The 26,919-nt window shown below is 74.1% G+C and carries 20 protein-coding genes; 13 read left to right on the top strand and 7 right to left on the bottom strand.

Annotated features, from left to right (window positions below):
- The first annotated feature begins 16 nt into the window (after window positions 1-16).
- A complete protein-coding gene (locus GWJ10_RS10060) occupies window positions 17-1,150 on the top strand; it encodes a branched-chain amino acid aminotransferase (protein WP_031317075.1) in 1,134 nt (377 codons plus the stop codon).
- Between the two features lie 110 nt (window positions 1,151-1,260).
- Here GWJ10_RS10060 and GWJ10_RS10055 read toward each other — a convergent pair whose 3' ends face one another.
- A complete protein-coding gene (locus GWJ10_RS10055; RefSeq protein ID WP_076405730.1) occupies window positions 1,261-1,854 on the bottom strand; it encodes a hypothetical protein in 594 nt (197 codons plus the stop codon).
- A gap of 335 nt (window positions 1,855-2,189) precedes the next feature.
- Here GWJ10_RS10055 and cimA point away from each other — a divergent pair, with 335 nt between their 5' ends.
- From cimA to GWJ10_RS10015, 8 genes are all read left to right on the top strand, one after another.
- A complete protein-coding gene (gene cimA, locus GWJ10_RS10050) occupies window positions 2,190-3,848 on the top strand; it encodes a citramalate synthase (RefSeq protein ID WP_076405729.1) in 1,659 nt (552 codons plus the stop codon).
- Window positions 3,849-3,883: 35 nt separating this feature from the next.
- Window positions 3,884-4,933 (top strand): biotin/lipoate A/B protein ligase family protein, encoded by a 1,050-nt coding sequence (locus tag GWJ10_RS10045; RefSeq protein WP_163187206.1) that lies wholly within the window; start codon window positions 3,884-3,886, stop codon window positions 4,931-4,933.
- 297 nt (window positions 4,934-5,230) lie between these two features.
- A complete protein-coding gene (locus GWJ10_RS10040; protein WP_163187204.1) occupies window positions 5,231-6,538 on the top strand; it encodes a sugar ABC transporter substrate-binding protein in 1,308 nt (435 codons plus the stop codon).
- Window positions 6,539-6,649: 111 nt separating this feature from the next.
- Window positions 6,650-7,654 carry a sugar ABC transporter permease gene (locus GWJ10_RS10035; RefSeq protein WP_163187202.1) on the top strand — a complete coding sequence of 335 codons (1,005 nt, stop codon included), beginning with the start codon at window positions 6,650-6,652 and terminating at the stop codon, window positions 7,652-7,654.
- A 59-nt stretch (window positions 7,655-7,713) separates the two neighbouring features.
- The gene (locus GWJ10_RS10030) at window positions 7,714-8,547 is read left to right on the top strand and encodes a carbohydrate ABC transporter permease (protein WP_241005752.1); all 834 of its coding nucleotides are present in this window, start codon (window positions 7,714-7,716) and stop codon (window positions 8,545-8,547) included.
- Complete coding sequence (locus GWJ10_RS10025) at window positions 8,544-10,256, top strand: glycoside hydrolase family 3 N-terminal domain-containing protein (protein ID WP_163187200.1); 1,713 nt, start codon at window positions 8,544-8,546, stop codon at window positions 10,254-10,256. Before GWJ10_RS10030 ends, GWJ10_RS10025 begins: the two co-directional genes overlap by 4 nt.
- Window positions 10,253-11,554 carry an anhydro-N-acetylmuramic acid kinase gene (locus GWJ10_RS10020; protein ID WP_163187198.1) on the top strand — a complete coding sequence of 434 codons (1,302 nt, stop codon included), beginning with the start codon at window positions 10,253-10,255 and terminating at the stop codon, window positions 11,552-11,554. The genes GWJ10_RS10025 and GWJ10_RS10020 overlap by 4 nt, the downstream gene beginning before the upstream one ends.
- Window positions 11,551-12,543 carry an N-acetylmuramic acid 6-phosphate etherase gene (locus tag GWJ10_RS10015; protein ID WP_163187196.1) on the top strand — a complete coding sequence of 331 codons (993 nt, stop codon included), beginning with the start codon at window positions 11,551-11,553 and terminating at the stop codon, window positions 12,541-12,543. Before GWJ10_RS10020 ends, GWJ10_RS10015 begins: the two co-directional genes overlap by 4 nt.
- A gap of 81 nt (window positions 12,544-12,624) precedes the next feature.
- Here the strand turns inward: GWJ10_RS10015 and GWJ10_RS10010 are convergent, their stop codons facing one another.
- Complete coding sequence (locus GWJ10_RS10010; RefSeq protein ID WP_163187194.1) at window positions 12,625-13,374, bottom strand: YggS family pyridoxal phosphate-dependent enzyme; 750 nt, start codon at window positions 13,372-13,374, stop codon at window positions 12,625-12,627.
- A gap of 109 nt (window positions 13,375-13,483) precedes the next feature.
- Here GWJ10_RS10010 and GWJ10_RS10005 point away from each other — a divergent pair, with 109 nt between their 5' ends.
- The gene (locus GWJ10_RS10005) at window positions 13,484-13,882 is read left to right on the top strand and encodes a YccF domain-containing protein (protein ID WP_021483390.1); all 399 of its coding nucleotides are present in this window, start codon (window positions 13,484-13,486) and stop codon (window positions 13,880-13,882) included.
- An 8-nt stretch (window positions 13,883-13,890) separates the two neighbouring features.
- Here the strand turns inward: GWJ10_RS10005 and ybaK are convergent, their stop codons facing one another.
- From ybaK to GWJ10_RS09990, 3 genes are all read right to left on the bottom strand, one after another.
- Window positions 13,891-14,394 (bottom strand): Cys-tRNA(Pro) deacylase, encoded by a 504-nt coding sequence (gene ybaK, locus GWJ10_RS10000; protein ID WP_061266868.1) that lies wholly within the window; start codon window positions 14,392-14,394, stop codon window positions 13,891-13,893.
- A gap of 42 nt (window positions 14,395-14,436) precedes the next feature.
- Window positions 14,437-15,615 (bottom strand): Cmx/CmrA family chloramphenicol efflux MFS transporter, encoded by a 1,179-nt coding sequence (locus GWJ10_RS09995; RefSeq protein WP_163187192.1) that lies wholly within the window; start codon window positions 15,613-15,615, stop codon window positions 14,437-14,439.
- A gap of 252 nt (window positions 15,616-15,867) precedes the next feature.
- Complete coding sequence (locus GWJ10_RS09990; RefSeq protein WP_163187190.1) at window positions 15,868-16,593, bottom strand: VIT family protein; 726 nt, start codon at window positions 16,591-16,593, stop codon at window positions 15,868-15,870.
- Between the two features lie 89 nt (window positions 16,594-16,682).
- Between GWJ10_RS09990 and GWJ10_RS09985 the strand changes: the two genes are divergently transcribed.
- A complete protein-coding gene (locus tag GWJ10_RS09985) occupies window positions 16,683-17,108 on the top strand; it encodes a carboxymuconolactone decarboxylase family protein (RefSeq protein WP_076405713.1) in 426 nt (141 codons plus the stop codon).
- A gap of 27 nt (window positions 17,109-17,135) precedes the next feature.
- On the opposite strand, the gene GWJ10_RS09980 is transcribed toward GWJ10_RS09985, so the two are convergent.
- On the bottom strand, window positions 17,136-19,871 hold the full coding sequence (locus GWJ10_RS09980) for a DEAD/DEAH box helicase (RefSeq protein ID WP_163187188.1): 2,736 nt from the start codon (window positions 19,869-19,871) through the stop codon (window positions 17,136-17,138).
- A gap of 367 nt (window positions 19,872-20,238) precedes the next feature.
- Here GWJ10_RS09980 and GWJ10_RS09975 point away from each other — a divergent pair, with 367 nt between their 5' ends.
- Window positions 20,239-25,326 carry a glycoside hydrolase domain-containing protein gene (locus tag GWJ10_RS09975; RefSeq protein ID WP_206158390.1) on the top strand — a complete coding sequence of 1,696 codons (5,088 nt, stop codon included), beginning with the start codon at window positions 20,239-20,241 and terminating at the stop codon, window positions 25,324-25,326.
- A gap of 118 nt (window positions 25,327-25,444) precedes the next feature.
- Complete coding sequence (locus tag GWJ10_RS09970) at window positions 25,445-26,041, top strand: YdeI/OmpD-associated family protein (RefSeq protein ID WP_163187184.1); 597 nt, start codon at window positions 25,445-25,447, stop codon at window positions 26,039-26,041.
- Between the two features lie 30 nt (window positions 26,042-26,071).
- Here the strand turns inward: GWJ10_RS09970 and GWJ10_RS09965 are convergent, their stop codons facing one another.
- Entirely contained in the window at window positions 26,072-26,899 is an 828-nt protein-coding gene (locus GWJ10_RS09965; RefSeq protein WP_163187182.1) for an aminoglycoside 3'-phosphotransferase, read from the bottom strand.
- Between the last annotated feature and the right edge of the window lie 20 nt (window positions 26,900-26,919).

The following is a 26,919-nucleotide window of genomic DNA, read 5'->3' as shown; positions in this document are numbered from 1 at the left end:
GGTGAAAGGCCTCATGATGAGCACCCTCGCAGCGCAGCACCAGCCGTCCTCCTCGGCGGAGGACCTCGTCGCCCTGTTCGACGTCCGCCCCACGGACTCCCCGACGCCGCCCGCCGAGCGCGAGGCCGCCATCGCGGCCCCGAAGTTCGGCACCGTCTTCACGGACCACATGGCGCGGATCAGCTGGAACTCGACCGACGGGTGGGTCGACCGCCGCATCGAGAGGTACGGCCCGCTCCTCCTGGACCCGGCGACCGCCGTCCTGCACTACGCGCAGGAGATCTTCGAGGGCATGAAGGCGTACCGCCACGCCGACGGTTCGGTGTGGACGTTCCGGCCCGAGGCGAACGCGGCACGCTTCGCCCGCTCGGCGCACCGCCTCGCGCTGCCCGCGCTGTCGGTGGACGACTTCGTCGGCTCGATCACCGCGCTCGTGCGCACGGACGTGGACTGGGTCCCGTCGGGCGAGGAGGCGAGCCTCTACCTGCGCCCGTTCATGTACGCCTCGGAGGCGTTCCTCGGCGTGCGCCCGTCGCTCGAGGCGGAGTACCTCGTCATCGCGTCGCCCGTCGGCCCGTACTTCTCGGGCGGCGTGAAGCCCGTGTCCATCTGGGTGGACCGCGAGTACAGCCGCGCCGGCGCGGGCGGCACCGGCGACGCGAAGTGCGGGGGCAACTACGCCTCGAGCCTGCTCCCGCAGGTGGTCGCGCAGCAGCACGGGTGCGAGCAGGTGTGCTTCCTCGACTCCGCGACGCGCACGTTCCTCGAGGAGCTCGGCGGCATGAACGTGTTCGTCGTCAAGGCGGACGGCTCGGTCGAGACGCCGGAGCTCAGCGGCTCGATCCTCGAAGGCGTGACGCGCTCGTCGATCATCCGCCTCCTCACCGACCGCGGGCACGAGGTCGTCGAGCGCCGGATCCCGCTGACCGACGTCCTCGCCGGGATCCGGGACGGCTCCGTCACGGAGGTCTTCGCGTGCGGCACGGCCGCCGTGATCACGCCGATCGGCCGGCTCGCCGGCTCGGACTTCGACCACACGATCGGCACCGGCGAGGCGGGCTCGCTGACCATGACGATCCGCACCGAGCTCACGGACATCCAGACCGGTCGCGCCGCCGACCGCCACGGCTGGCTGCGCCGGCTCGCCTGAGCGCCGGCTCGCCCGAGCCGGCCGGCACGACACGGGGCGCCCCTCCCGCGGGAGGGGCGCCCCGTCGTCGTAGGGCGGGCGGCGCGGTGGGTCCGCCCGGGTGCTCCGGGTCAGACGACGGGCGCGGGCCGCGCGACGATCGTCCGCCCGGCGACGCCCGCGAGCAGCGACCACACCGCGACGCCGATGAGCAGGTTGATGAGCCCGGACAGCGCCGCCGCGGTGACGTCGCTCGACCACGCGAACGGCAGGACGGCGATCGCCACCACGACGAGCGCCATGATCCAGCCGAAGAACGCGCGCGGTCGGGGCGTGCTGAGGATGAGCAGGTGCAGCACCCCGGCGGCGAGCAGCGCGAGGATCGCGCCGTCGATCGCCCACGCCGCCTGGCGCGACCCCGTGGCGAAGAGGTCGGGCGGCGGGACGAGGGTGATCGCGAAGATGCGCTCGAAGATGATCACGCCGAGCAGCCCGATGAGGGCGGCGACGAGCGCGGTCGCGGCGGCGCCCGCCCAGAACCGGCCGGCCTCGACCGTGAGGCGCGGGTCTGCCGGGCTCACCGGCGTGCGGGGCTCGGGGAACTGGGTCTGCGGGTCCGTCGGGCGGATCGCCGGGGGCGGGGACTGCGGGGGGACCGGCGGCTGGCCGTAGCGCCGCGTCGGAGGGTTCTGCGGGTCGTAACCGCCCGGGGTCGGGTCGCTCATCGTCACTCCTCGCTCGGTCGCCGTCGCGCCGACGGGCGGCGGGCGGCTCAGTGGATGGACGCTCTGGTCCATCCTGGCGGAACCTGTGGCACCATGTGCCCTGTGACACACCTCGTCTCCCAGCTCATTATCGAGTAGCGCGCCCGGTAGCACCCACCGGACGCGCAGACCTCCCGCACCCTCGGGGGGTTTTTTTGTTGCTGGGCACCACCTCCGCCCGGCGGCACGGACGCCGGGCCCACCGCCTCACGAGGGCCCCTCCCGGCGTCGGGAGACGCACCGCAGGGGCGGGCGCAGCGACGCCCGCGACACGACGAACGGCAGGAAGAGGCACCATGACCTCGGCGACGACCCCCGGGACCGGTCCCCACGAGCCCCGGGTCTTCCACGTCTACGACACGACCCTGCGCGACGGCGCGCAGCAGGAGGGCATGAACCTCTCCGTCGCCGACAAGCTCGCCATCGCCCCGCTGCTCGACGAGCTCGGCGTCGGCTTCATCGAGGGCGGCTGGCCGGGCGCCGTGCCCAAGGACACCGAGTTCTTCCGTCGCGCGGCGAAGGAGCTCGACCTGCGCCGGGCGGTGCTCGCGGCGTTCGGCGCGACGCGCAAGGCCGGGCTGCGCGCGTGGGACGACCCGCAGGTGCGGGCGCTCGTCGACTCCGAGGCGCCGGTGGTCACGCTGGTCGCGAAGTCCGACGTGCGGCACGTCGAGCGCGCGCTGCGCACGACGCCCGACGAGGGCCTCGCGATGATCACCGACACGGTGTCGTTCCTCGTGGGCGAGGGGCGCCGGGTCGTCGTCGACGCCGAGCACTTCTTCGACGGCTACCGGTACGACGCCGCGTTCACGCGCGCGGCCGTGCAGGCCGCGTTCGAGGCGGGCGCCGAGGTCGTCGCGCTGTGCGACACCAACGGCGGCATGCTCCCCACGTGGGTCGCCGAGACCGTCGCGGAGCTGCGCGACGCCGTCGGGCTCCCGCACGGGCGCGACGCGCTGCCGGGGGACGCGCTGCTCGGGATGCACGCGCACAACGACTCGGGCTGCGCCGTCGCGAACACGCTCGCCGCCGTCGAGGCGGGCGCGGCGCACGTGCAGGGCACGGTGAACGGGTACGGGGAGCGCACGGGCAACGTCGACCTGCTCACGGTCGTGGCGAACCTCGAGCTCAAGCACGGGGTGCGCACGCTCACGGGCGAGGGCCTGGAGGAGGCGACGCGCATCTCGCACGCGATCAGCGAGATCACGAACATCTCCCCGTACGCGCGCCAGCCGTACGTCGGGGCGAGCGCGTTCGCGCACAAGGCGGGCCTGCACGCGAGCGCCATCAAGGTCGATCCGGACCTGTACCAGCACATCGACCCGACGGCGGTGGGCAACGACATCCGCATGCTCGTCTCCGACATGGCGGGCCGGGCGTCGATCGAGCTCAAGGGCCGCGAGCTCGGGTTCGACCTGTCGGGCCAGGGCGACCTCCTCACCCGTGTGACGAACCGCGTCAAGGACGACGAGGCGCGCGGCTACACGTACGAGGCGGCCGACGCGTCGTTCGAGCTGCTGCTGCGCGAGGAGATCGCGGGGGAGCGCCCGCCGTACTTCCGGGTCGAGAGCTGGCGCACGATCGTCGAGCGCGCCGGGTCGCGCGGCACCGAGGCGACGGCGGAGGCGACCGTCAAGCTGCACGCCGGAGGCGAGCGCATCGTCTCCACGGGCGAGGGCAACGGCCCGGTCAACGCGCTCGACCACGCGCTGCGGCTCGCGCTCGGGCGCGTCTACCCGGAGATCGAGGTGTTCGAGCTCATCGACTTCAAGGTGCGCATCCTCGACACCGAGCAGGGCACGGACGCGATCACGCGCGTGCTCATCGAGACGACCGACGGCTCGACGTCGTGGTCGACGGTCGGCGTCGGGCCCAACCTCATCGAGGCGGCCTGGGAGGCGCTCACCGACTCGGCGATCTACGGGCTGGTCCACGCGGGCGTCGAGCCGCGCTGAGCCGGTGGTGCGCGCGTCGGGCTTAGGGTGGACGCGTGCGTGGTGAGTACAAGGTCCCCGGTGGCAAGCTCGTGGCGGTCGACGTCGAGGTGGAGGCCGGGCGGCTCGCCCGGGTCGCGGTCAGCGGCGACTTCTTCCTCGATCCGGACGACGCGCTCGAGGACATCGACGGCGCCCTGACGGGGATGCCGGAGACGGCGACGGTCGCGCAGCTCGCGAGCGCCGTGCAGGCCGCGCTCGGCCCCGACGTGACGATGGTCGGGTTCTCGCCCGAGGCGGTCGCGATCGCGGTGCGCCGGGCGCTCGGCCGGGCGACGGGGTGGGGCGACCACACGTTCGAGATCGTGCACGAGGGGCCCGAGGAGCCGGCGATGCACCTCGCGCTCGACCAGGTGCTCACCGAGGAGCTCGACGAGGGCCGTCGCGGCCCCACGCTGCGGATCTGGGAGTGGGCGTCGCCCGCGGTGATCATCGGCTCGTTCCAGTCGCTGCGCAACGAGGTCGACCCGGAGGGCGCGGAGCGGCACGGGGTGTCGGTCGTGCGGCGCATCTCGGGCGGGGGCGCGATGTTCGTCGAGCCCGGGAACACCATCACCTACTCGCTGTACGTGCCGGGGTCGCTCGTCGAGGGGCTCAGCTTCGAGCGCTCGTACGCATTCCTCGACGACTGGGTGCTGGGCGCCCTCGCCGACCTGGGCGTGGAGGCGACGTACAAGCCGCTCAACGACATCGCGTCGCCGGCCGGCAAGATCGCGGGCGCTGCGCAGAAGCGGCTGCGCGGGGGAGCGGTGCTCCACCACGTGACGATGGCGTACGACATCGACGCCGACAAGATGACCGAGGTGCTGCGCATCGGGCGCGAGAAGCTCTCGGACAAGGGCACCACGAGCGCCAACAAGCGCGTCGACCCGGTGCGCTCGCAGACGGGCATGGCGCGCGAGGACGTCATCGAGGCGTTCAAGGAGCACTTCCGCTCGCGGTACCGCACGGTCGAGGGTGCGGTCACCCCCGAGGAGCGCGAGCGCGCGCAGGAGCTCGCGCGGACGAAGTTCTCCACCCCGGAGTGGACCGCGCGCGTCCCGTGACGCGCGCGGAGTGCGCAGGGTGGTGCGCGGCCGGGGCGTGAGGGGGACGCCCGCCCGCGTGCTGGGCCCCGCGGCCTGAGCGGTCTCCCGAGCCGGGCGACCCCCCGGCGATTGTTAAGAACGTGCAACATCTGCCGCCGTGGCTTCCGTTCGCGCACTCGTGGCAGTAATCTCCACACATACGTCCACTGATGGAAGTAAGTTTCACACCGCGGGAGCCGACCGGCCGCGCGGGACCGTCAGGACACACGACCCGGCCGTTCCCCCGACGGCCGACCAGAAAGGAAGTGTCACGGCATGCAGCGACGCAGCACGGTGGCCGTCACGGGCACCCTCGTCCTCGCGCTCGGCCTGGCCGCGTGCAGCTCCGGCGGCGGGTCCGGCTCCGAGGGGACCGGTGGCGACGACGCGACCGACTTCTCGGGCGAGACCCTCACCGTCTGGATCATGGAGGGCACCAACCCCGACGCGGACGCATTCTTCGACGAGGTGACGACCGCGTTCAAGGACGAGACCGGCGCCGACCTCCAGATCGAGTTCCAGCCGTGGGCCAGCGCCCACGACAAGTTCACGACCGCCATCGCCGGCGGCACGACGCCCGACGTCGCCGAGCTGGGCACCACCTGGACGGGCGAGTTCGCGGACGTCGGCGCGCTCGCCGACCTCTCGGACCGGGTCGCGGAGGCCGGTCTCGAGGACGACCTCGTCCCCGGGCTCGTCGAGTCCGCGACGCTCGACGGCAGCATCTACGGCATGCCCTGGTACGCGGGCGTGCGCTCGGTCGTCTACCGCGCCGACCTCTTCGAGGCCGCCGGCATCGAGACCCCGACGTCCTGGGACGAGCTCGTCGCCGCGGCGGACGCGCTCAAGGCGGCGAACCCGGAGATCATCCCGTTCCCCGTCGCGGGCGACAGCCAGTACGGCGCGATGCCGTTCATCTGGGGCGCGGGCGGTGACCTCGCGGTGAAGGACGGCGACACCTGGACGTCGGAGATCAGCTCGCCGGAGTCGGTCGAGGGCCTCGAGTTCTACACCGGTCTCGCGACCGAGCACGGCTTCTCGACCGCCGCCGCGACGACGTGGAAGGAGACGGACCTCCTCGCCGCGTTCGAGCAGGGCCAGGTCGGCATGATGATCTCCGGCAGCTGGACGCCGGGCAAGATCCTCGCCGACGTCCCGGACATGGAGGGCAAGATCGGCGCCTTCCCGATCCCCGGCCAGACCGAGGGCCTGTCCGACTCGTTCCTCGGCGGCTCGCACCTCGGCGTCTTCGAGGCGAGCGAGAAGCAGGACCTCGCGTGGAAGTTCGTCGAGATGATGACGACCGGCGAGTTCGCGCAGGCGTGGGGCGAGCAGTCCGGCTACTTCCCGGGCCAGACGTCCCTGCTCGAGAAGGTCGTGGCGGAGGACGACCCGATCGTCGCGCCGTTCGCCCGGCAGATGGCCGAGGCCGGCCGCTCGGTCCCCGTCACGCCGCTCTACGGCCAGATCCAGGGCAAGAAGACGCTGGAGACGATGCTCCAGTCCGTCCTGTCGGGCAGCGCGACCGTCCAGGAGGCCGCCGACACCGCGGCCGCCGACATGGACGAGACGTTCGGCTCCTGACCCGACGCGTCCGGCCGCGGGCAGCCCGCCCGCGGCCGGACGCCGCCCTCCGCCGGCGCCCGACCGTCGGCGCCCGCACCACGCCCCGCACCCCGCGACAGGACCTCTCCCATGGCAGACCTTCGAGCCGCGCCCGGCGCCTCGCCGGCCCCGGCCGCCCCGGCCGGCCGGCCGCCGTCGAGCACCGTGCCGACCGCCGTACGACGCCGCCGCACGGGCCTCGGCCACCGTTCCCCGCTGCGCCCCTGGCTGCTGCTGGCCCCGGGACTCGTCGTCCTCGGCGTCCTGCTCCTGTGGCCGCTCGTGCGCGTCGTGCTGCTCTCGCTGCAGGACTACGGCCTGCGGCAGATCGCGAGCGGCGAGTCGAACTGGATCGGGCTCCAGAACTACGCCGACCTGCTCGGCGACAGCTACCTGTGGACCACGGTCCTGCCCAACACCGTGCTGTTCGCCCTCGCGTGCGTCGTGCTCACGGTCGCGCTCGGGACGGCGGTCGCGCTGTTCCTCAACACGCTCGGCGGGTTCTGGCGGGGCGTCGGCGCGACGGCGATCATGGTCGCCTGGGCGGTCCCGGCGATCACGGGCACGTACGTGTGGGTGTGGATCTTCGACCCGCTGAACGGCCTCGTCGCCTCGGTGCTCGAGGGCATGGGCGCGATCGAGCCCGGCACGGTCAACTGGTTCACGGAGCGCCTGTCGTTCTACGCGATCGCGACGCTCAACGTGGTGCACCACGGGTTCCCGTTCGTCGCGATCACCGTGCTCGCGGGGCTCATGACGATCCCGCACGAGCTGCACGAGGCCGCCAAGGTCGACGGCGCGACGGCGTGGCGCCGGTTCTGGGCCATCACCGCGCCCATCCTGCGCCCGGTGTTCGCGGTCGTGACGATCCTGTCGACCATCTGGGACTTCAAGGTCTTCACGCAGATCTACCTCATGCCCGGCGGCAACGGCGGGAACAAGGACGTCTTCAACCTCGGCGTGTGGTCGTACATCCAGTCCTTCGCCCAGGGCAAGTACGGCATGGGCGCGGCCATCGCGGTCCTGCTCACGCTCATCCTGCTCGGCATCACGCTCGTGTACATGCGCACCCTGTTCAAGGAGGAGGAGCTGTGAGCGCCGCCGTCGTCGACACCCGCGCCACCCCCGGGCCCGGCGCCCGCACCGAGCAGGTGCTGCGCGCCCGCCGCCGCCGAGCTGGCGTCGCGGCGGCCAAGACCCTGGGGATCGTCGCCCTCCTCGTCTTCTCGCTCTTCCCCGCCTACTGGATGTTCTCCTCGGCGATCGACCCGGAGGCCGCGACGCGCGGCGCCCGGCTCCTTCCCGCCGGCGTCACGTGGGACAACTTCGTCACCGTGATCGACGACGGCGGGTTCGGCCACTACCTGCGCAACTCGGTGCTCGTCGCGCTCGGCACGGTGCTCGCGTCGTCGGTCGTGGCGCTGCTCGCCGCCGTCGCGGTGAGCCGGTTCCGCTTCCGGTTCCGCAAGTCGATGCTCGTGCTCATCCTCATGGTGCAGATGGTGCCGCTCGAGGCGCTCGTCATCCCGCTGTTCATCCAGATGCGCAACCTCAACATGCTCAACTCGCTCCTGGGCCTGGCGGTCGTGTACCTCGCGTTCGCGCTGCCCTTCGCGATCTGGACGCTCCGCGGCTTCGTCGCCGCGGTGCCGGTCGAGCTCGAGGAGGCAGCGTTCCTCGACGGCGCGTCCTGGGGACGCATGTTCTGGAAGGTCCTGGTGCCGCTCGTCGCGCCCGGGGTCGTCGCGACGAGCGTCTTCTCCTTCATCACCGCGTGGAACGAGTTCATCTTCGCGCTGACGTTCCTCCAGCAGTCGAGCAAGTACACCGTGCCGATCGGGCTGCAGAAGTTCTTCGGCGAGAACACGACCGACTGGGGCGCCGTCATGGCCGCGTCGACGATCATCACGCTGCCCGTGCTCGTGTTCTTCGTCCTCGTGCAGCGCAACCTGTCCTCGGGCCTCACCGCCGGGTCGGTGAAGGGATGAGCGGCGCGACGCCCTCGACGGCGGACCCGACCGGGGCGCGGCGCGCGGCCGACGTGGTGCGCGCCGTGAACGGCGTGCTCCTGCCCGGGTTCACCGGCACGGACGACCTGCCGGCGTGGTTCGTCGACGCGGCGCGCGACGGCCTGGCCGGGGTCGTGCTGTTCGGGCACAACACGCCCGACGTCGCGACCACCGCGCGGCTCACCGCGCGCCTGCGCGGCGCGTCGCCCGACCTGCTCGTCGCGGTCGACGAGGAGGGCGGGGACGTGTCCCGGCTCGAGGCGGCGACCGGTTCGAGCCTGCCCGGCAACGCGGCCCTCGGGCTGGTCGACGACGTCGCGGTCACCGAGGAGGTCGGCGCCGCGCTCGGTCGTCTGCTCACCGCGACGGGCGTCGACCTCGACCTCGCGCCCGACCTCGACGTGAACTCCGACCCCGACAACCCCGTGATCGGCGTGCGCTCGTTCGGCGCGGACCCCACGCTCGTCGCCCGCCACGGGGCGGCGTTCGTCCGCGGCCTGCACGCGGGAGGCGCGGGCGCGTGCGGCAAGCACTTCCCGGGCCACGGTGCGACGAACGTCGACTCGCACCTCGCGCTCCCGGTCGTGGACGCGAGCCTCGACGAGCTCCGCGCGCGCGACCTGCCCCCGTTCGTCGCGACCATGGCCCCGGACGACGAGGCCGGCGACGCGCTGCTCGACGCCGTGATGACGGCGCACGTCGTCGTCCCCGCGCTCGGCGCGCTGCCCGCGACGCTCGAGCCCGCCGTCGGCGCGCTCGTGCGCGAGCTCGGGTTCGACGGGCCGATCGTCACCGACGCGCTCGACATGGGCGCGGTCGCGACGTACGCGGCGGGCGACACGGTCACCTCGTCCCGTGCCGACGACGCCGCGCCGCACGGCATCGGCGAGGTCGCGGTCCGCGCGGTCGAGGCGGGCGCCGACCTGCTGTGCCTGGGCACGACCGTCGGGCGCGACGACGAGGTCCTGTTCCGCCAGGCGCAGCGCGCGCTCGTGGACGCCGTCGCGTCCGGCCGGGTCACGGTCGAGCGCCTGCGCGCGTCCGCCGCGCGCACGGCGCGCACCCTCGCCGCGGTGCGCGCGCGCCAGGCGGCGAGCGGCATCGTCCCCTCGCCGGAGTCCGCGCGCGCCGCGCTCGACGTCCTCGACCAGGTGGGCGCCCGCGTCGCGGCGCGCGCCGTCCGGTTCGCCGGGCCCGCGCCGCAAGATCCGCCCGTCCCCACGGCACCCGACGTCGTCGACCTGCGCCTGCGGTTCGACCACGCCGCGGGCCGCACCGCGCAGCACGTCCAGCGCGCGCTCGACGACGCGTTCGGCCCCGACGTGCGGCACCTGCGCCCGGCCGACGCCGAGGCGTGGGCGCGCACGCTCGACGCCGTGCGCGCGGGCGACCGCCCGCTCGTCGTCCTCACGCGCGAGCCGGTGCCCGGTTCGGGCGAGCACGAGCGGCTCACGGAGCTGCTCGCGGCGCGGCCCGACGCCGCCGTCGTGCACACCGGGTTCCCCGGCGCCGTCGGCCCGTGGTTCGGCGCGGGCCGCACGGTCGTGGTCGCGTGCGGGACGGGGCGCGCCAACGCGCGCGCCGCCGTCGCGCTCCTGCGGGGGACGACAGGCCCCCGCGCGAGCACCGGTACGGAGACGCCTCGAGCCGACCCGACCGTCGGCGTGGAAGGGGAAGGAGAGCGATGATCGTCCTCGGACTGTCCTCCGGCACGTCGGTCGACGCGATCGACGCGGCCGCGGCCGACCTCACGCTCGGCGACGACGGCGTGCTGCGCATGCGGCCCCTGGGCCACACGGAGTACGCGTGGCCGCGCGCCCTGCGCGAGCGCATCCTCAAGGCGCTGCCGCCCGCCGCCGTCGACGTGGCCGAGGTGGCCCAGCTCGACACCCTCATCGGGCAGGAGCTCGGCCGCGCCGGTCGGCGCGCGATCGACGACGTCGCCGGCGGCGACGTCGACCTCGTCGCGTCCCACGGCCAGACGATCTACCACTGGGTCGTCGGGGCGCGGGCCCGCGGCACGCTCCAGCTCGGCAACGCCGCGTGGGTCGCGGAGCACGTCAAGCGCCCGGTCATCAGCGACTTCCGCGTGGCCGACGTCGCGGCCGGCGGCCACGGCGCGCCGCTCGTCAGCGTGCTCGACGCGCTCTGGCTCGGGCGCGAGGACGCGGGCGCCGACGCGGCCGCGGACGCCGGGCTCACCGCAGCCCTCAACATCGGGGGGATCGCGAACGTGTCCCTCGTGGGGCGCGTCGACGACCCGGTCACCGGCTGGGACACGGGCCCCGGCAACTGCCTGCTCGACGTCGCGGTCGCGGCGCTCACCGACGGCCGTCTCGCGTACGACAAGGACGGCGAGCTCGCCGCGCAGGGCACGGTCGACCCGGTGGCGCTCGCGGCTCTGCTCGACGACCCGTACTTCGCCGCGCCCGCCCCGAAGTCGACGGGCCGCGAGCTCTTCGACACGACGTACACGGCCCGCCGGCTCGCGTCCGTGCGCCCGGGGCTCACCGGCCCCGACCTCGTCGCGACGCTCACCGAGCTCACCGCGGTCAGCGTCGCCGACGCGCTCGCGGGCCGCGACGTGCGCCGCGTCGTCGCGTCCGGCGGGGGAGCGCGCAACCCTGTGCTCCTCGACCGGCTGCGCGCGGCGCTCGCCGAGCGCGTGCCGCACGCGTGCGAGGTCGTGACGTCCGAGGCGCTCGGCCTGCCGGTCGACGCGAAGGAGGCGTACCTCTTCGCGCTCCTGGGCTTCCTGTCGGCCCACGGGCTGCCGGGCACCGCCGTCGGCGAGCACCGCCGTCGGGCGACGGGGGCCCGCCGCGCGGTCGTCCTCGGCTCGCTCACCCCGCCCACGCCGCTGCCGTGGCCCGCCGCGAGCGGCCCGGTGCGCCGTCTGACGCTCGCCAACACCCCGCACGGCCTGCACCCGGGCCCGCGCACCCAGGGTCCGCTGGCGGACCCGACGAAGGGAACCTCCCGATGACCGACCCGACCGTCGCCACGAGCGGCACTCCGAGCGGGGCTGCGAGCACCACCTCGAGCCCCGACGAGTGGCAGGAGCTGGTGCGCCTCGCCTCGCCGACCGAGGAGCGCAACCCGCGCACGACCGACGTCGACCTGCTCCCGACGGCGGACGTCGTCCGGCTCATCACCGAGGAGGACGCCGTCGTCGCGGACGCGGTGCGGGCCCAGCGCGGCCGCATCGCGCAGGCCGTCGACCTCGCCGTGGAGGCGCTGCGCGCCGGCGGCCGCGTGCACTACGTGGGCTCGGGCACGTCGGGCCGCCTCGGCGTGCTCGACGCCGTCGAGCTCCTGCCGACGTACGGCGTGGGCGAGGAGTGGTTCGTCGCGCACCTCGCCGGCGGCGTGGGCGCCATGATGCTGGCCGTCGAGGGGGCGGAGGACGACGTGGCGCTCGGGCGCGCCGACGTCGACGCGGTCGGGCCGCGCGACGTCGTCGTCGGGCTCGCGGCGAGCGGCCGCACGCCGTACGTGCGCGGGGCGCTCGACGTCGCGCGCGAGCGCGGGGCGCGCACGGTGCTCGTCTCGGCCAACCCGGACGCGCCGCTCGCGGCCGGGGTGGACGTCGCGATCCTCGTCGACACGGGCCCCGAGGTCGTCACGGGCTCCACGCGCATGAAGGCGGCGACGGCCCAGAAGCTCGTGCTCAACACGTTCTCGACCGCGACGATGATCCGCCTCGGCAAGACGTACTCGAACCTCATGATCGACGTGCGCCCGACGAACCAGAAGCTGCGCGCACGCATCGTCCGGATGCTCGTGCAGGCGACCGGCCTGGGCTCGGCGGAGTGCGAGGACGTGCTGCGCGCGGCCGACGGCGAGGTGCACGTCGCGCTCGTGATGCTCCTCGCGGGCGTCGAGGCCGACGCCGCGCGCGAGGCGCTGGCCGGAGACGGCGTGGCCGGGGTCCGCGGGGCGCTCGCCCGGCTGGGCGCCCTCCCCGCGCGATGACGACCCTGCCGCAGGAGAGGCCCGGTACCGCGAGGTAGAGGCCTGGTCGCGACCAGGCCTCTACCTCGGCGGACCCGGGCTCTACCTCGGCGGGGTGGGGCGGGGGCCGAAGACGGCGGTGCCGACGCGGACGATCGTCGCGCCCTCGGCGACCGCGAGCTCCAGGTCGCCGCTCATGCCCATGGACAGCGCACGGGCGTCTGCGGTCCCCGGCGCGCCCGACCCCACGACGGCGTCGCGCACCGCGCGCAGGCGCGCGAAGCCCGCGCGCACCACGGCCTCGTCGGGCGAGTTCGCGCCGATCGTCATGAAGCCCGCGAGCCGCAGCCCGTCGAGCGCGGCGACCGCCGTCGCGAGGGCGGGCGCGTCGTCGGGCCGCACGCCCGACTTCGACTCCTCGCCCGAGACGTTGACCTGCACCAGGACGTCGAGCACGCGGCCGTCGCGCGCGCAGCGCGCCGCGAGCGCCTCGGCGAGCGCGAGCGAGTCCACGCTCTCGACCCCGGTCGCGGTGGCGAGGACCTGGTTGACCTTGTTGCGCTGGAGGTGGCCGATCATGTGGACCTCGACCCGTCCCGCGGTGACGAGGTCGGCGAGGTCCGGCGCCTTCGCGACCAGCTCCTGCACGCGGTTCTCGCCGATGAGGTCCGCGCCGGCCTCGACCACCGCGCGCGCCGCGTCGGCGGGCTGGGTCTTCGTCGCCACGAGCAGCCGCACGTCCGACGCCGCACGCCCAGCCGCGCGCGCGGCGTCGTCCACCCGGGTCCGCACCCGGGCGAGGTTCTGCGCGATCTGCGCGGCCAGCACGGACGACGGCTCGGGGAGGGGCATGCGGTCAGTCTAGGTCGGCCGCACGGTCCGGGATCCGGGTCGTCTCAGGGTGGTCCCCGATCCGCACCGACCGCTCGATCGGCGAGAATGGTGGGGAAAGGACGGTGCCGTGAAGACGCTGCTCAACATCATCTGGCTCGTGTTCGCCGGGCTGTGGCTCGCGCTGGGCTACGTCGTGGCGGGGATCATCTGCTGCATCCTGATCGTGACGATCCCGTTCGGGATCGCGTCGTTCCGCATCGCGGGCTACGCGCTGTGGCCGTTCGGCCGCACGGTGGTCGACAAGCCGACCGCGGGCGCCTGGTCGACGATCGGGAACGTCATCTGGGTGCTCGTCGCGGGGATCTGGCTGGCGATCGGGCACGTCGTCACCGCGATCCCGCTGTTCGTGTCGATCATCGGGATCCCGCTCGGCATCGCCAACCTCAAGATGATCCCCGTCTCGCTCCTGCCGCTCGGCAAGGACATCGTCCCGACCGACGCGCGGTACACCTTCTACCAGCGCTGACGGACCGCCTACCGCGCGATCGGGGCGGCCGTGCCCGCCGTCAGGCGCAGGAGGTCCGCGGGCGACAGGCCGACGTCGAGCCCGCGGCGTCCGCCCGAGACGTAGACGGCGTCGAACGCGAGCGCGCTGTCGTCGACGAACGTGCGGTGGGGCTGCTTCTGGCCCAGCGGCGAGATCCCGCCGACGACGTAGCCCGTCGCGCGCTCGGCCGCGGCGGGCTCGGCCATGCTCGCCTTCTTGCCGCCTGCGGCCTTGGCGAGCGCCTTGAGGTCGAGCTGCCGGTCGACCGGCACGATCCCGACGACGAGCGGGCCGCCGTCGACCACGGCGAGCAACGTCTTGAACACCTGCTCGGCGGGCACCCCGATGGCCGCGGCCGCCTCGAGCCCGAAGGACAGCTCGCTCGACGGGTCGTGCTCGTACGGGTGGAGCGTGTGCGCGACCCCCTCGCGCTCGAGGAGGGCGACCGCGGGCGTGCCGGCGTGCGCGGAGGACTTCGACTTCTTGGCCACGGCCCGATTGTGCCGCAGCGCGCGGGGGAGCGCCCGCACGGGTCAGCGGGGGGCGCGGGCCGTCGCGGGGCCGGTCACGCGACGCAGGATGGCCGCCGTCACCAGGGCGAGCGCGGTCGCCGCCACGGCGACCCACACCGGCCCACGGTCGCCGAGCCGGGTGGCGATGGTCGCTGCGGCGACGGCCGGCCCCACGGCCGCGCCGACGTTGAGCGCCGCCGTCGCGAAGGAGCCGCCCAGCGTCGGTGCGCCCGACGCCGCGCGGAGCACCTGCGCGATCAACGTGCTGCCGACCGCGAAGCCGAGGACGCCCTGCACGAGCACGAGGCAGAACACCGGAACGGCGGCGAAGGCGGCCAGGGCGACCCAGCCACCCAGCAGCAGGACGCCGCCCACGGCGACCACGACCCCGGGGATGCGGTCGGACGTCCGGCCCGCGGCGGTGACGCCGAGGAAGGAGCCGACCCCGAAGAGCACGAGCGCGACGGGCACCCACCACCGGCTCAGCCCGGCGACGTCGGTCACCAGCGGAGCGAGGAACGTGAGCGTCGCGAAGGTGCCGGTGTTGACCAGCGCGGCAGACACCATCGTGAGGCCGAGCGGGGGCGAGACGAGCTGTGCCAGCTCTGTCCGCAGCGACGGTGCGTCGACGGGCAGCAGGGCCGCACGCTCGGGCCCGCGCGCGGGGAGGCCGCGCGCGATCCCGAGCGCGGCGGGCAGGCAGAGGACCGCGACGGCCCAGAAGGTCGACTCCCAGCCCCACGCGGCGCCGAGGAGAGCCCCGGCCGGGACGCCCGCGACCATCGCGACGGTGGTGCCCGACAGCAGCACGGCGACGGCGCGCCCCGTGCGGTCTGCGGGCACGAGCGTCGCCGCCGTGCCGAGCGCGACGGCGAGGAACCCCGCGTTGGCGAAGGCTGCCACCACCCGCACCGCGACGAGCGCCGCGAAGCTCGGGGTGACCGCGCCGACGACGTGGGCGAGGGCGAACAGCGCGACGCAGCCGAGCAGCGTCGCCCGCACCGGCAGGCGGCGGGCCGAAGCCGCCATGACCGGCGCGCCGACGACCATGCCGACGGCGAAGGCCGACGTCAGCAGGCCCGCCGTCCCCACCGGGACGTCGAGACGGGCGGCGATGTCCGGCACCAGGCCGGCGAGCATGAACTCCGAGGTGCCCATGGCGAAGACCGCCAGGGCGAGCAGGTACAGGGCACGAGGCATCGAGGGCTCCGGGGTGCGAGAGGACGAGCAGGAGGTGTCTCGTCACACCACGGTCAGCGCCCGGAGGGCGGCGTCCGGCACGGCACCCGCACGGAGCGGGGGCGGAGGGCAGCGCTGAGAGGCTCAGCGGTCCTGGGGGCTGACGGTGTGACCGAAAGCCCCCGGAGTGGATGCCTCAGGGCTCGACATGGGCCACACCCTACCCAAGTCGCCGCGCGGGCGCCGGGAGCCCCGACAGTCCCGGGCCTTCGGCTAGACGTTCACGTCGAGCAGCGAGCCGATCGCGTACGTGACGCCCATCGCGACCGCGCCGCCGACGACGGTCCTCACCGTCGCGCGGCGCGTGGGCGCGTCGCCGAGGCGTGCCGACCCCCAGCCGGTGAGGACGAGCGCGAGCACGACGGCGACGAAGGTGAGCGGGATACGGATGGCCGCCGGGGCCAGGAGGATCGCCGCGAGCGGCAGCAGGCCACCGACGGTGAACGACACGATCGACGCGACCGCGGCCTCCCACGGGCTCGTGAGCTCGTCGGGGTCGATGTGCAGCTCCGCGTCGGCGTGCGCGGCGAGCGGGTCGCGCTCGGTGAGCTGGACCGCGACCTGGCGTGCGAGGTCGGGCGTCAGGCCCTTCGCCTCGTAGATGCCGGCGAGCTCGTCGAGCTCCGCGTCCGGCATCTCCGCGAGCTCGCGGCGCTCGGTCGCCAGCAGCGCCTTCTCGGTGTCGCGCTGCGTGCTCACCGAGACGTACTCGCCCGCGGCCATGGACAGCGCGCCCGCGAGCAGCGCCGCGCCGCCCGCCGTCGCGATGACGGGGATCGACGTGCTCGTCGCCGCGACGCCCACGACGACGCCTGCCGTCGAGACGATGCCGTCGTTCGCGCCGAGCACCCCCGCCCGGAGCCGGTTGAGCCGTGGGCCCGTGCTCTCCGGGTGGTGGGGCTCGCCGGGGTGCCGACCGGTGCGCGGTGCGTCGCTCATGAGTTCACCGTAGGACGCGACCAGCGCGGCGCGACCTGGGGCGCGAGACCGTCGACCGCGACCGCCGCGCGTCCTCTACCCTGCTCCGCGTGACGCAGGGGAACTCCACGGACGACCGGTCGACGACGCGCGCGGAGCGCTACGAGCACGGGCGGGCGGTGTTCGGCGCGGTCAACGAGGCGGCGCCCGCCGCCATCGCCGAGGCGCTCGCGGACGTCTCGCCCGAGCTCGAGCACCAGATCTCGGCGTGGGCGTACGGCGAGATGTACGCGCGGCCGCACCTCGAACCGCGGGACCGCCAGCTCGTCACGCTCGGGATGCTCGCCGCGCTCGGGGGCTGCGAGGCGCAGCTCGACATCCACGTCGTCACCGCGCTGGAGGTCGGGCTGACGCCGCGCGAGATCGTCGAGGCGCTCCTGCAGTCCGCGGTGTACTGCGGGTTCCCGCGCGCGCTCAACGCGACCGCGGTCGCGAAGGACGTCTTCGCGCGGCGCGGGCTCCTGCCGGTCGAGTGAGGGCGGCGGGGCGCGGTCTCGCCCGGCCTACAGCGGCCCGACGGCGAGCACCGTCACCACGGGCTCGCCCGCCTCGTCGCTCGCCGCGAGGTCGACGCTCGCCGTGATCGCCCAGTCGTGGTCGCCCGCCGGGTCGTCGAGCACCTGCCGCACGAGCCACGTGCCCGTGGGCACCACGCCGCCGGGGGCGTGCTCCGCCGTCGGGCCCTCGTGGCCCGCGGGCAGCTCGGCGCCCGCCTCGACGACGCGGAACAGCGCCGCGGAGCGGGCTCCGGGCCCGATGCCGATCGCGTCGTCGCCCTGGTCCTCGAAGAGCGGGTCGAGCGCGTCGCCCCACGCGTCCGCGTCCCAGCCCGCGCCGCCGTCGAGCGCGCCGAGCGCGCGGTAGTCCTCACGTGCGGCGAGCTCCACGCGCTTGAACAGCGCGTTGCGCACGAGGCGGCGGAACGCGCGCGGGTTGCCTGTGACGGGACGCGTCGGCGCCTCGGCCCCCGCCCCGGAGAGCGGGCCGTCGCCCACCTCGGTGTCCGCGTCGTCGTCGACCGGGTGCGCCAGGCGCTCCCACTCGTCGAGGAGCGACGAGTCGACGCCGCGCACCAGCTCGCCGAGCCACTCGACGATCTCCTGCACCTCCTCGGTGCGGTGCTCCTCGGGGACGACCTGGCGCAGCGCACGGTAGGCGTCCGCGAGGTAGCGCAGCACCACGCCCTCCGTGCGCTCGAGCCCGTAGACGGACACGAACTCCGCGAACGTCATGGCGCGCTCGACCATGTCACGGACCACGGACTTGGGGGAGAGCTCGGCGTCCGCGACCCACGGGTTGGACCGCTTGTACATCGCGAACGCGGGCGCGAGCAGCTCCTCGAGCGGCTTGGGCCACGTGATCTCCTCGAGCAGCGCCATGCGCTCCTCGTACTCGTACCCCTCGGCCTTCATCGCGGCGACGGCCTCGCCCTTGGCGGCGTTCTGCTGGGCGTAGAGGACCTGGCGCGGGTCGTCGAGCGTCGCCTCGATGACGGAGACGACGTCGAGCGCGTGGGTCGCGCCCTCGACGTCGAGCAGGTCCAGGGCCGCGAGCGCGAACGGCGACAGCGGCTGGTTGAGCGCGAACTCGCGCGGCAGGTCGCCGACGAGGCGCACGCTCGGGCGGTAGCCCGCGGGGCGCGACGGGTCGGGGACGCGCACGCGCTCGACGATCCCCGCGACGCGCAGCGAGCGGTAGATGCGGAACGTCTGGCGCACGTGCTCGCGGCGCTGCGACTCGGTGTCGTGGTTCGCGAGGAGAAGGTGGCGCATGGCCTCGACCGGGTCGCGGCGCGGGTCGCTCGCGTCGGCCTGGCCGCCGCGACCGTGCTGCGCGGTGCGCGCGAGGACGTTGAGCACCATGGCGTGCGTGACGGTGAAGTGGCTCGTCAGCGGCTCGGGCTCGGCGTCGCGCAGGCGCTCGAACGTCGCGTCGGTCCAGTTGACCGAGCCCTGCGGCGCCTTCTTGCGGACGATCTTCTTGAGCTTCTTCGGGTCGTCGCCCGCCTTGGCGAGCATCTTGCGGTTCTCGATGACGTGCTCGGGTGCCATGACGAGCACCTCGCCCACGGTGTCGTACCCGGCGCGGCCCGCGCGCCCCGCGATCTGGTGGAACTCGCGTGCCGTGAGGTGGCGCATGCGCTCGCCGTCGAACTTCACGAGGCTCGTGAGCAGCACGGTGCGGATCGGCACGTTGATGCCGACGCCGAGCGTGTCCGTGCCGCACACCACCTTGAGCAGACCTGCCTGCGTGAGGCGCTCGACGACGCGCCGGTACTTGGGCAGCATGCCCGCGTGGTGCACGCCGACGCCGTGGCGCAGGAACTTGCTGAGCGTCTTGCCGAACCCGGTGCCGAAGCGGAAGTCGCCGAGCTCGGCGGCGATCGCCTCCTTCTCGGACTTCGTCGCGACGTTCATCGACAGCAGGGACTGCGCGCGCTCGACCGCGTCCTTCTGCGTGAAGTGCACGACGTACACGGGCGCGCGGCGCGTGCTGACGAGCTCCTCGATGACCTCGGTGAGCGGCTCGACGACGTAGCTGAAGTGCAGGGGGACCGGCCGCTGCGCGGTGGTCACCTCGGCGACGGGCCGGCCGGTGCGCTCCTCGAGCTCCTCGACGAACCGGGTCGTGTCGCCGAGCGTCGCGGACATGAGCAGGAACTGGGTGTTCGGCAGCTCGAGCAGCGGCACCTGCCACGCCCAGCCGCGCTGCGGGTCGGCGTAGAAGTGGAACTCGTCCATGACGACCTGCGAGATCGCGTCCCCGTCGTCCGCACCGGCGTTCTCGCCGCCGCGGCGCAGCGCGATGTTCGCGAGGATCTCGGCCGTGCAGCAGATGATCGGCGCGTCGGGGTTCACGGCGGAGTCGCCCGTCGTCATGCCCACGTTCTTGGAGCCGAACGCCGCGACGAGCGCGAAGAACTTCTCGCTGACGAGCGCCTTGAGCGGCGCGGTGTAGTAGGTGCGGCCGCCGCGGCCCGAGCGGTGCGCGGCGAGCGCCGCGAACTGGGCGCCCATCGCGACGAGCGACTTCCCCGACCCGGTGGGCGTCGAGAGGATGACGTGCGACCCGGTGACCAGCTCGATGAGCGCCTCGCTCTGGTGGGGGTAGAGCTCGAGACCCTGCTCCGTCGCCCACGTGGTGAACCCCTCGTAGAGCGCGTCCGGGTCGGGGGCCTTGCCCGTCGGGGCGGGCACGTGCGCGAGGAGAGCCGGGGTGCGGCCGGTCGTGGTGGTCACGGGACGAGTCTGTCAGGTGTCGCGGAGGCGGGTCGCCGGACGGGCGCTGCGGGCGACCCGGGGGTCCGAGAAGGGGGTTGATAGCGCTGTCAACGTGTGCGAGGGTAGCCCCGGACGTGCACGGGACGCGCGTCCAGCCTCCGCGTCACCGACGACCACCGAGCCCACGCCGCCGTGGGACGGAGGGAGCACCCCGTGCGGCCACCCGCAGACCACCCGCTCGTCACCTGCCCCTGACAGGGTGGCGCGGGCCCGCCCCGGCCCCCCGCGCCATCCCACCCCCTGACCGACCCTGCCGCCCCGGCGCCCCCGCCGGCGGCCCCTGCCCGAGGACACCATGGCCCCCAGCCTGCCGACCCCCCGATCCGTGCACCCCAGACCGTCGACCCCCGGGATCACGACCCCGGACCGCCCGCGCCGGCCCGCCCCGCGGCTGGTCGCGGGCGCGCTCGCCGTGGCGCTCGCCGTCGTCGGCCTCGCGCCCGCGACTGCCGCGAGCGCCGCCCCCGAGCCGCCGTCGGCCGACTACGCGTCCCTGGTCGACGTCTTCGTCGGCACCGAGGGTGACTACGGCAACGACATGCCGGCCGCGCAGGCGCCGAACGGCCTCGCGAAGGTCAACCCGCGCACGACCCCGGGCCGCAACAACACCGGGTACGACTACGCGCAGTCGAAGATCTCGGGCTTCACGCACACCAACCTCGACGGGGTCGGGGGCTCCGGCGGCGGCGGTGACCTCCTCGTGGTCCCGACGTCCGGGTCGTACACGGCGCGCCCCGGCACGGGCACGTACGCGCACCCGTTCTCGCACGACGACGAGGACGCGGGCCCCGGCTTCTACTCCGTCGGGCTCGGCAACGTCGCGGGGAAGGACGGCGCGATCACCGGCGCGCCGGGCACGATCGAGGCCGAGGTCGCGGCGACCACGCGCTCGGGCGTGCACCGCTACGCGTTCCCCGCGGGCTCGACGCCGAGCCTCGTCGTGGACCTCGAGACGAACAACACGAGCCGCCGGTCGTCGTCGGTGCAGGCCGAGACGCGCGCGGACGGCACCGTGGAGCTGTCCGGACAGGTCACGGGGTACTTCTACAACGCGGCCTACACGCTGTACTACACCGCGCGCACGCTGCAGCCTGCGACCGTGCAGACGTGGGGCGACGACGACAGGCTCGTCGACGCGACGTCCCAGGACGGCGTCGACACCGGCGCGATCCTCACGTTCGACCCGGCCGACGCCGAGGAGATCGGGCTTCAGGTCACACTGTCGCCGGTGAGCGTCGAGCAGGCGCGGATCGATCAGCAGGTCGAGCTCGGCGACCTGTCGTTCGACGCGATCCGCGACCGCACGCGCGCGGAGTGGAACGCGACGCTCGGGCGGGTCGCGATCGACGCGTCGACGGCGACGGACCCGACGGGCGAGCTCCAGCAGCTCTTCTACACGCACCTCTACCGCATGTTCGCCATGCCGATGAACGCGACGAGCACCTCGGGCACGTATCGCGGCGTCGACGGCGCGGTGCACGCCGCGCAGGGCTTCACGTACTACGACTCGTGGGCCACGTGGGACGACTTCCGCAAGTTCTCCGTCATCGCGTACATCGACCCGGCGCTGTACCGGGACATGGTGCAGTCGCTGATCTACCTGTTCGCGGACGCCGAGGCGACGGGGACCGGCGGCGGGCTCGGCGGGTTCGTGCACTCCGTCCCGACGGTGCGCTGGGAGCGGTCGTCGGTCGTGGTCGCGGACGCGATCGCCAAGGGCTTCGACGGGTTCGACCGCCTCGACGAGGCGTACCCGGCGCTGCAGCGCCTCGTGGGGCAGTACAGCGCGGACGAGCTCCGGCGTGGCTACGTGGCGGGCAACCCCGGCGCGTCCGTGCAGCGCGGCTACGACCAGTACGGCCTGTCCGTGATCGCGGACGAGCTCGGGCTGACCGACGAGGCCCAGACGCTGCGCGAGCAGGCGTCGTGGCCGATCGAGAAGCTCACCAAGCCGGGCGCGTGGACCGCGGCCGACGGCACGCAGGTCGGCCTCCTCACCCCGCGCGCCGCCGACGGGTCGTGGCAGAGCGCCGACTACGCGAAGTTCGAGGCCGCGAGCCTCTACCAGGGCACGCTCTGGCAGTACCACTGGTACGACGCGTACGACATGGACGCGCTCGTCGAGGCGATGGGCGGCCCCGAGGCGGCGCGCCTCGCCATGCGACACATGTTCGGTGAGCACGCGCCGGACGACGGCACGGCCATGCTCCACTCGAACGCGAACGAGATCGACCTCCAGGCGCCGTACCTGTTCAACTACACGGGCGAGCCGAGCCTCACGCAGAAGTGGGCGCGCGCGATCTACACGAAGGAGACCTGGAACCGGTACATCGCGACGGGCTCCTCGAGCGCCGTCCCGAGCGGAGGCGGCGAGTTCACGCCGCCCGTGAAGACGAAGGTCTACCAGCTCGACCCACGCGGGATGCTCCCCACGATGGACAACGACGCGGGCACGATGTCGACGATGTTCGTCGCCGCGGCCGTCGGCCTGTTCCCGGTGACCGCGGGCTCGTCCCAGTTCCAGGTCGGGTCGCCGTTCTTCGACTCGACGACCATCACGTACGACGACGGCAGCGCCTTCACGGTCACGGCCGACGGCGTCTCGGAGGACGCGTTCTACGTCCAGTCCGCGACGCTCGACGGCGCGACGTTCGGCAACACGTGGGTCGACTACGCGACCGTGGTCGGGGGCGCGGACCTCGCGTTCCGCATGGGCGAGCAGCCGAGCGACTGGGGCACGGACACCGCGCCCGCGTTCTCGATGAGCACCGCGACCGACGAGCCGGCCGAGGGACCGCGCGTCAGCGCCGACCCGACCACCGTGCAGACCCGCGACGGCGGCGCGCTCGACGCGACCGTGACGCTCACGCTCGACGGCGCCCGCCTCGCCGCGCCCGCCGGCACGGACCTCGTCACGAGCGGGACGGCGAGCGTCGTCGGGCTGCCCGACGGCGTCACGGCGGCGGTGACGGTCGTGTCACCGACCGCGCTGACCGTCTCCCTGACGGGGACGGCGTCCGCCGACGCGCGCTTCTTCGTGCACCTGCGCGACGCCGCGCTCGCCGACGGCGTCGCCGCGGCGTCGCTCCAGGGACAGGGCATCTCGGTGCGCTCGCCCCTGCGGCTGTCGGTGGCGTCCGCCGAGCGCGACGCGCTCGCCGCGCTCGTCGACGACGCCGTGCTCGTGCGGCACGGGAACTACTCCTCGGTGACGTTCGACCGGTTCTCCACCGCGCTGACGACGGCGCAGGAGGTCCTCGGTGACGAGGCCGCGACGAGCGTCGCGCTGCGGTTCGCGGCCGACCGGCTCGGTGCGGCGGCCGACGCGCTCGACCTCACGGGCGGCGGCTACCGCACGCTCGAGGCCGAGCAGTCCGAGGCGTGGTCGGGCGGCGAGCTGAAGAACGAGGCGAACAGCTCGTCCGGCAACCTCGGCGGCGTGCGCTCCGGGTCGTGGGTGCAGTACCGCGACATGACCTTCGAGACCGCCGCCGGGGACACCCCGCCGCGCTTCCTCACGGTCCGGTACGACACGAGCTTCGCCCCGACGGACACGCCGAGCACCGTGCGCGTGCACGCGGGCGACGTGAGCGGCCCCGTGGTCGCGACCGTCGACCTGAAGGGCACGAGCGGCTGGGGCAGGTACGCCGAGGTGACGGCGGAGCTCGGCGACGTGCAGGCGCTCGTCGACGCGCAGGTCGTCACGTTCGAGCTGCTCGCGCCGTCCGGGCGGAGCTGGGTCGGCAACTTCGACTGGTTCCGGTTCAGCGCCGAGGACCCGGCTGCCCCAGGTCAGCCGGGCGAGTCACCGACGGTGACGATCGAGGCCGAGGACTGGACCGCGAGCTCCGGTCGCGGGCTCAAGAAGGAGTCCTCGACGTGGACGAGCGGTCCGGTGACGAACGTCGGCGGCACCGCGGACGGCGACTGGATCGCCTACGGCGAGGTCGACCTCGGTGAGCTCCCGCTCGGCGAGCTGTCGGTCCACTACGTGCACAACGCGAACCGCTCCGGGAAGAACTCTGCCCTGTCGGTGTACCTCGACGCGTTCGACCCGGAGAACCCGGGGGAGCCGTTCGTCACCATGCCGCTGCCGACGACCGGGTCGAGCTGGACGGCGGACGGGACCGCGACCGTCGTCCTGCCCGAGACGGTGCAGGGGACGCACGAGGTGTTCGTGCGCCTGTCGACCGAGCCGTACGCCGACCATCCGTACGTCGCGAACCTCGACAGCCTGACGTTCGCGCCGGGCGGCCCGACGTCGGTCGTCGTCGAGTCCGAGGCCTGGACGTCGAACTCCGGCCGCGGGCTGAAGAACGAGAGCTCGACGTGGACGAGCGGTCCGGTGACGAACGTCGGCGGCACCGCGGACGGCGACTGGCTCGCCTACGGCGAGATCGACCTCGGCTCCGCCGCGCTCGACCAGCTCTCGATCCACTACGTGCACAACTCCAACCGGTCCGGGCGGAACTCCGCGCTGTCGGTGTATCTCGACGCGTTCGACCCGGCGAACCCGGGCGAGCCGTTCGTCACCGTCCCGCTGGCGAACACCGGGTCGAGCTGGACGACGGACGGGACCGCCGTCGTCGACCTGCCGAGCACGCTGCGCGGCAAGCACCAGGTGTGGGTGCGCCTGTCCACCGAGGCGTACGCCGACCACCCGTACGTCGCGAACCTCGACAGCATGCGGTTCTTCACCGACGCGTACGACGTCGAGGCTCCCTCCACGGACACCGCGGCGCTCGCCGCGTCCGTCGAGGACGCCGAGGCGTTCGAGGCGGAGATCGCGCGGTACGGCCGGATCGACGCGCGCGTCTTCACGCGCGAGCTCGCGGCGGCACGGTCCGTGCTCGCCGACGCCGGCGCCACCCAGGCGCAGGCCGACGAGAGGGCCCGGCGCCTCGGCCTGGCGACCGACCAGCTCGTGCCCGCCGAGCGCCGTCGGCTCGAGAACCTCGTGGCGAGCGCCGAGGCCCTGACCGACGAGGGGTACAGCCCCGAGTCCTGGCAGGCCTTCCGCACGGCTCTCGCCGCGGCGACCGGGACGCTCGACGACGCGGCGGCGTCCGACGTGGCGCTGCACGACGCGCGGCTCGCGCTCCAGGGCGCCGTCGACGCCCTGGAGGAGCCGGCCGACGTCGTGCTCGTCGAGGTCGAGGTCAGCCCGCGCTGCCTCGCCGGCAAGCCCTACGTCGCGGTCCGCGCGGTGAACGTCTCCGACGCGGCCGTCGACGTCGAGCTGGCGTCGTCGCTCGGGACGAGGTCGTTCACCGGCGTCGCGCCGGGGGCGAGCGCGTACCAGTCGTTCGCCGCGCGGTCCGCGACGGGCGACCTGGACGTCACCGTCACGGCGACGGGGGCGGACGGGACGCAGACCGTCGACCAGGTCGTCACCGTCCCGTCGTGCTCCTGACCGCAGGACGCACGACCGACCCGGGAGGCGCTGACGGGGCGCCTCCCGGGCCGGCACCCTGGCGCCTCCGCGGCGGACCGGGCACGCTGGTGCCCCGACCGACGACGGAGGCGCCACCGTGACCGAGGAGTTCCAGGGCCGGCCCGCGTTCCACGCGCAGGCCCCCGCGGAGTGGCGGGCATGGCTCGCGGCGCACCACGACGACGCCGAGCCCGGAGTCTGGCTCGTCACGTGGCGTCACGAGAGCGGCCGGCCGACGTTCGGGTACGAGCCGTGGATCGAGGAGGCGCTGTCCTACGGCTGGATCGACGGGCAGGCCGCGACCGTCGACCAGGACCGGCACGCGCTGTGGTTCACGCGCCGCCGCCCCGGCTCCCGGTGGACGCGCCTCAGCAAGGAGCGGGTCGCGCGCGTCGAGGCGGACGGACGCCTGACGGACGCGGGGCGCGCCGTCGTGGAGGCGGCCCGGGCGGACGGGTCCTGGACCCGGCACGACGACGCGGAGGCGCTCGTCGTCCCCGACGACCTCGCCACGGCGCTCGGCGAGCGGCCCGACGCGCGGGCCCGCTTCGACGCCTTCACGCCCGGCGTGCGGCGCTCGATCCTCGGCTGGATCGTCGAGGCGAAGCGGCCCGAGACCCGGGCCCGCCGGATCGCGGAGACCGCCGAGCTCGCCGAGCAGGGCGTCGCCGCCCACCAGCCGCGTCGGGGCTGACCGCGTCCGCGGCGGCACCGCGCTCCGACGTCAGGACAGGTCCCAGAGCAGCCGGTAGTACGCGATGCGCTCCGGGTCGGGCTCGACGCCGTAGCCCGCGTAGACGTGGCCGTCGTACCCGGGGCCGTAGTTCCACTCCGTGCTCCACGCCGCGACGGCGAGGTCAGCCCAGCGGTCCGCGACCCCGAGCGACCCGAGGTCGACGTGCGCGGCGAACGTGCCGTCGTCGTGCAGGAGCGTGTTCGGCACGCACGCGTCCCCGTGGCACACGACGAGGCGGTCGACCGGGGGAGCGTCGTCGAGCCGGGCGCGCGCCTCGGCGACGGCCAGACCGCGATGCTCGGGGAACCACTCGTCGGGGCCGTGCCCGCGCGCGAGGCGGTCGTCGGCCTGCGCCACGCGCTGCGCGACGGACCAGGTGAAGGGGCACGACGCGACCGGGAGCGCCTCGTGGAGCGTGCGCAGCCCGCGGCCGATCGCGGTCGCCGCGACCGCCGGGTCGCCCGCCCAGCGCGCCTCGACCGCAGACCGCCCCGCGACGGCTTGCGTCACGAGCCACGAGCCGTCGTCGTCCGCGCCCTGGTCGAGGACGCGCGGCACGGGGGTCCGGTCGCCGACCCACGCGAGCCGCTCGGCCTCCGCGCCCAGGTCGATCTCCGGGACGGCCGCCGGGACCCACTTCGCGTACCGGACCGGCCGCGCGGTCTCCCCGCCGCGGGCGTCGAGCCGGAACGTCAGCCCGCCGACGGTGTTGCGCCAGACCGGGGTGACGACGTCGTCCCCCGCGAGCGCGCGGACGACGGCGGGGACGGCCACGGGTCCGGTCGGGATCTCGGCGATGGTCTCGGCGCGGCTCACGCGGGCGATCCTCGCACGCG

This window comes from Cellulosimicrobium sp. SL-1, from assembly GCF_011033075.1.
GTDB lineage: Bacteria > Actinomycetota > Actinomycetes > Actinomycetales > Cellulomonadaceae > Cellulosimicrobium > Cellulosimicrobium funkei.
This window is presented reverse-complemented; position numbering and strand designations above follow the sequence as displayed.

Coding starts and splice junctions, on each gene's coding strand:
- GWJ10_RS10020 (WP_163187198.1), top strand. CDS start 10,253: ATGATCGTCCTCGGACTGTCCTCCGGCACGTCGGTCGACGCGATCGAC.
- GWJ10_RS10025 (WP_163187200.1), top strand. CDS start 8,544: ATGAGCGGCGCGACGCCCTCGACGGCGGACCCGACCGGGGCGCGGCGC.
- GWJ10_RS10060 (WP_031317075.1), top strand. CDS start 17: ATGAGCACCCTCGCAGCGCAGCACCAGCCGTCCTCCTCGGCGGAGGAC.
- GWJ10_RS10015 (WP_163187196.1), top strand. CDS start 11,551: ATGACCGACCCGACCGTCGCCACGAGCGGCACTCCGAGCGGGGCTGCG.
- GWJ10_RS10035 (WP_163187202.1), top strand. CDS start 6,650: ATGGCAGACCTTCGAGCCGCGCCCGGCGCCTCGCCGGCCCCGGCCGCC.
- GWJ10_RS10010 (WP_163187194.1), bottom strand. CDS start 13,374: ATGCCCCTCCCCGAGCCGTCGTCCGTGCTGGCCGCGCAGATCGCGCAG.
- GWJ10_RS09990 (WP_163187190.1), bottom strand. CDS start 16,593: ATGAGCGACGCACCGCGCACCGGTCGGCACCCCGGCGAGCCCCACCAC.
- GWJ10_RS10055 (WP_076405730.1), bottom strand. CDS start 1,854: ATGAGCGACCCGACCCCGGGCGGTTACGACCCGCAGAACCCTCCGACG.
- GWJ10_RS10040 (WP_163187204.1), top strand. CDS start 5,231: ATGCAGCGACGCAGCACGGTGGCCGTCACGGGCACCCTCGTCCTCGCG.
- GWJ10_RS09995 (WP_163187192.1), bottom strand. CDS start 15,615: ATGCCTCGTGCCCTGTACCTGCTCGCCCTGGCGGTCTTCGCCATGGGC.
- cimA (WP_076405729.1), top strand. CDS start 2,190: ATGACCTCGGCGACGACCCCCGGGACCGGTCCCCACGAGCCCCGGGTC.